1 protein-coding gene is annotated in these 4,081 nt (G+C 43.4%); it reads left to right on the top strand.

Translation table 11 applies throughout. From position 1 onward, the window contains the following. On the top strand, positions 1 to 4,081 hold a 4,081-nt coding region (locus tag H6550_16590; protein MCB9047755.1), incomplete at both ends, for an RHS repeat protein.

Genomic DNA, 4,081 nt, shown 5'->3' with positions numbered 1-4,081 from the left:
GCCGGAAAGACAATTGAACACTGCAAATACAGTCAAGCCACTTGCCAGGCTTGGAGGTGATATCGTTTTGCAAAGAAATAACCCTGAAAAAACACACAGGATCATGACGCCAAAATCAGACAAAATGAAGGCTATGCCAACCAAGTTAAGCAGGACTCTTTGTCTTATTTTTTTGCTTAGCTTTTTGTTTATTTCTATTAAGGGGGCACTAGCTCAGGCTTCTATTGACGACCCCACGGCAAGCCTTTTGCCTCCTACGCCCACCGCATCCGCGATTTCTGGTTACATTGATGTGCCGGTTAGTCTCCATACTGGTACCCCGGGTGTTTCAATTCCATTATATACATTGGAGGCTAATGGCATCAGTGTCCCTATTTCAGTGAGTTATCAGGGAAAGGGGGTTAAAGTAGATGAAGTCTCATCCTGGGTTGGCTTAGGGTGGTCTCTGTTTGCAGGAGGAATGATATCCAGGACAGTAAAGGGAGTCCCCGATGAAGCATCATTTGGCTTTCTAAATGTGGGGGGGCAAGCCCCAGGAGAATTTTCTGTTGATCCAGCCTCAATTGAATTTATCGAGAACGCGGCTGAAACGCTTAACTACGATAGTGAACCCGATGTCTTTTCATACAGCTTCAACGGGCATAGTGGTAAATTTGTATTCGGGAATGATGGTGAAATTGTAACAATTCCATACAGTGATATAAAGATTGAAGTTGTAGGGGGATTTTTATATGGGCCAACATTTAAGGCCACAACGCCTGATGGGCTAATTTACACGTTTGGTGAGCGCGGTTATATTGATAAATCGACGACTCTGTCAGGAGGGCCGAACCCAACCCCTCCTCCTCAGGGAGAATACGTTGAGGTTCCCACAGCATGGCATTTGTCAAAAATAGAAAACCCTAATACAGGAGAGGTTGTCAACTTTATCTATCAAAGTTTCACCCAGGAATATGAGCTAAACTACTTCGAAAAACATATTGTGCCTCAGAGTATAGTTGAGGCCAGCTGCTGCCCCGGTATTTCTTATTCAAGCTATGAAAACCGGCGTTCTATCACTAGTAAAAGAGACAGGGGATGGCGCCTAGCTTCTATTTCCTCTACGTCAGGATATTATTTTTCAGTGGCTTTTGTGAGTAGTGGCTCACGGCTTGACCTTGGTACGCTTACAGGGTCAAACAGGCTGGACAGAATCGAGGTTCGAGGCGCATCAGGGGCAATTCTCCGGAAATTTGACTTCGTACAAGATTTTTGGCATTCCAGCCAAACAAGCTATTCCAATAACGAGGCGTCAAAATATCGAATGTATTTAACAGATATTATTGAATCTGGCGAAGCGGGTGTGTCGAAGCCGCCTTACCACTTTGAATATTATAATGGCGAAAACCTACCCCCCCGGCTATCCTTTTCACAAGACCATTGGGGTTACTATAATGGGGCTAATAATTACCAATACTTTACCCCAGGATTGGAATCTTTAAATACGGACCAGTATCTAGTGGGGGCTGACCGTTCTCCAAACCCTGAAAAGAGTTATTATGGATCTTTGAAAAAGATATTTTTTCCCACAGGGGCCAGTAAGGAATTTGTATACGAGGGGAATGAAATAGGCGTTTGCGCCACTCAAAGTATTATTGGAGATGCGACAGTAACTGCTACTGCTCTTTGGAACCATCCTGCCAACAACCCTCCTAATCCTTATGAAACAACAGAGCCATTGTCTATTGCTTTTTGGCAGCAGGTGGTAGTGGATTTTGAGGTTAAAATGACAGCGCCTTATGATGCTGCGGGAGTAAAAATAGTAAATACCGCTAATAATAGCGTAGTATTTTCAAGAGGGTATGTTGGTAATGGGTGCCCCAATACCCTGGCTGGTAATATTCCAGTGTACTTATTGCCTGGAGATTATGAGGTGATAGCGAGTGTTAGCCATGGTTTACCTGCGGGGTGCTCCAACCCATATAACCCGGATGATTACCTGGATGGAGAAGAAGCATTGATAACAGTCCATTATCAAACAATAACAGGAACCGAAGAAGTGGCCAACGAGCCCTACGGAGGGATTAGGATTGCGTTGGTGGCCACAGATGATAACAATGGGAATAAAACTATCAGGAAATATAAATATACCAAATCAAATTCTGGTTGCTCAGATACTTCAAGTGGGGTTAGAGTTGGCAAGATGCCCCGGTATGCCTATACTGAAAAACAGGTGTTAAGGTGTGAAGGCTTTTGTTATCCCAGCGCCTTAATGCACGACATATGTGATAATTATTATATGGCGGTCAATAATGTGCTGCAATCCAGCAGTTTCCAACACCTTACTAATACAGCAGGAGATGAGGTGCAATATAGTGAGGTATGGGAAATGACAGGGGAAGATGGTGAGTTCGGTAAAACATATAACAAATTTCTCATTGTGCCAGATATTCGGCCTGCCCCAGCTCCTATATTGCCTTTAGCCGGGGCTGGCTTGGACTTGACTCTGCCCCCCTCTTCGATAGACATGCTTTTTGATGCAGCCTATGTTGACATGAGCTGGAAATCCGGGTTACTGTTGGAATCAAGAGTATTTACCAGCGATGATGAAGAGGTAGGCCATACAATTAACCAATACGGGTTTATCCCCAAAGGGAATGTAAATGCCCTCATGGTGTATAAAGCGCTTGACCAATATCCTTGTCCTCAGCCTTTAGGCGTTCAATGTGATGAGACGCCGGAAGATGAGTGGATATTATTATGCCATTTAGGAGAAGTTTTTGGGACACCGGTCACCTTTTTGGAAGGCGATGACTGTGACACTTTATATTTAATATGTTATAGCGCTGAACCAGGAGAATATATTGTTAACTACCAGGAATTGGCCCAATATGGTGTAATATTTTACAAAGTCATTTCCGAATGGATACAACTACAGTCCACTGAATCAAGCATGGATGGGGCTATAAAGACGACTACTTACGAGTATACTATTGATGGCAAACCTACAAACCCGATAGCAGAGTCGTTTGTCAATAGCGACGGAAATCTTCACCGGACGGAGTACATTTATGCTATGGCCGCCAGCCATTCTGCCTGTTTGGTGGATAAATATATGATAGGTATTCCCGTGGAAATTAAGAATAATATTAATGGAACCCCAGCGGGCGGAGCAAAACTAGAGTACAGTTCCTTTGGGGGCAAATGCCTGCCATATAAGTATTATATTTGGGAGGGAGATTGGGATCTTAGGGCCGTGGTTAATGCATATGATAGCAAAGCCTTCCCAACTACGGTAACCCGAACTGAATTGGAAGAAGCAGAGTCATATTACTGGGATAGAGGTTTATTAGTAGGAAAGAAATATAAAGATTGGCGCCCGAAATGGAAATACTATGCAAATTCCCGGCTGTTAGAAAAGTTTACGGATATTGACGGCCAGGAAGTAAATTATGTATATGATGGATTTCAACGTTTAGGAGTGAGTACGGCTCGCGGGGGCAATGTGGCTTCAACATATACCTATGACTACGGGGCGCCTAACCGAATCACAAGTACAACAACCTACTCTGATGCGCCTACTCAAATCGTTGAAGAAGAATTTGACGGCTTGGGCCGGTTGATCAAACAATTGCATAATGGGGTACCCAAGCAGGAAATATTTTATGATGATGCAGGCCGTATTGCCAGGGAAACCTATCAGGTAGGCACCTATACCGATTATTTGTATGAGCAGTCTCCATTAAACAGGATATACCGGTCAATTTTCCCGGATGGCAATCATGTAGAACAACAATACAGTAGCGAGGATAACTACTACAAAGTGACAACCATAGATGAAAAAGGGAATTCGTCAGATATTCTAACCGATTTCATTGATAGGCAGGGCAAGTTTCGCAATGCTGAAGGCGGCATGACAATTTTTAGCTATGATAACCATGGCGACTTGGCGAGTATTACGGACCCTAATGGGAGTCAATACTTGTATACTTATGATTTGGGGCATAGAGTAGAAAGTAAAATTATACCCGGTAAGGGTATACAAGTTTTTCGATATTATCCTGATAACAAACTGCTCCAATATTCATTAGATGCGAATGGA

The organism is Chitinophagales bacterium, assembly GCA_020636495.1.
GTDB lineage: Bacteria > Bacteroidota > Bacteroidia > Chitinophagales > Chitinophagaceae > UBA5543.
This window is presented reverse-complemented; position numbering and strand designations above follow the sequence as displayed.